Origin of the sequence: Massilia genomosp. 1 (assembly GCF_011682185.1) — a bacterium.
Classification (GTDB): domain Bacteria; phylum Pseudomonadota; class Gammaproteobacteria; order Burkholderiales; family Burkholderiaceae_D; genus Telluria_A; species Telluria_A rubra.
Genome location: NZ_WHJF01000325.1, coordinates 1 through 892, shown reverse-complemented (window position 1 = coordinate 892; position 892 = coordinate 1). Strand labels below are relative to the sequence as shown.

Genomic DNA, 892 nt, shown 5'->3' with positions numbered 1-892 from the left:
GCGAAAGCCGCCGCCGATATCCTTTTCGTGCGGCTTGAAAAAGTAGGCGATGCTCATGGCTGCACTAGGGTGGTGGTGATTTCGGTGGTCACGCCGGTCATCAGTTTCTGGATCGGGCATTTTTCGGCGGCGGCCAGCAGGTCGGCGCGCTGCGCGTCGGACAGCTCCCCACTGAATCGCAAGGCGGCGGAGAGGCGGTACACACCCTTGCGCTCGTCGCTGGCGTCGCGCTCGATGGCCACTTCGATGTCTTCGACCGGAATGCCCTTGCGCTTGGCGTACCAGACCACCGTGAGGGCCTTGCAGGCGCCCAGGGCGGCGTCGTACAGGTCGTGCGGCGACGGGCCGGCATCGGCCCCGCCCTCCTCGACCGAGCCGTCGGCCGGAATCAGGTGGTTGCGCACGTGGACGATATGGCGCATCGGTTGCGACAGATCGCGCTTGACGGTAATGGTCATGGATTTCCTTCTGGATCAGGGTGGGTGTGGGCGGAATTTACACCCTTTCGCGGCATTGCGCATCCCACGGAATGGGGGGCACGCAAAGCTCTGCTATTGCGAACGCCCACCATCATGCGCACGCAGGCGGCAATCCAGGCAGGCGCCTGACGACGTATCGGGCGATCGTCATCCAATACGCCTCACGGCACGTAGACCATCTGGATATCAACAACGTAATCATCGCCGCTGTCGATGACTTCCAGGCCCAGCACCAGGTCGCTGCTGCCTTCGCCAATGGTCCACAGGTCGACCAGGACGTCCCAATGACCCCCTGTGTCAGACTACTTGTCGGGTGTGTTTTTGAACAAAGTATGTCGTGATCTTGAGCGTTGTAGTGGGGTTTTTAGGGTTCGTTCTTGTGCTGTACTTTTGACATCGTTTCCGGGAGCGGG

The 892-nt window shown here is 61.0% G+C and carries 1 protein-coding gene and 1 pseudogene; both read right to left on the bottom strand.

What is annotated here, in order from left to right:
- Positions 1-53: 53 nt before the first annotated feature.
- The gene (locus tag F1735_RS33880; RefSeq protein ID WP_167241423.1) at positions 54-458 is read right to left on the bottom strand and encodes an OsmC family protein; all 405 of its coding nucleotides are present in this window, start codon (positions 456-458) and stop codon (positions 54-56) included.
- 182 nt (positions 459-640) lie between these two features.
- Positions 641-763, bottom strand: a pseudogene (locus F1735_RS38630) (DUF7668 domain-containing protein); the annotation flags it as partial.
- Between the last annotated feature and the right edge of the window lie 129 nt (positions 764-892).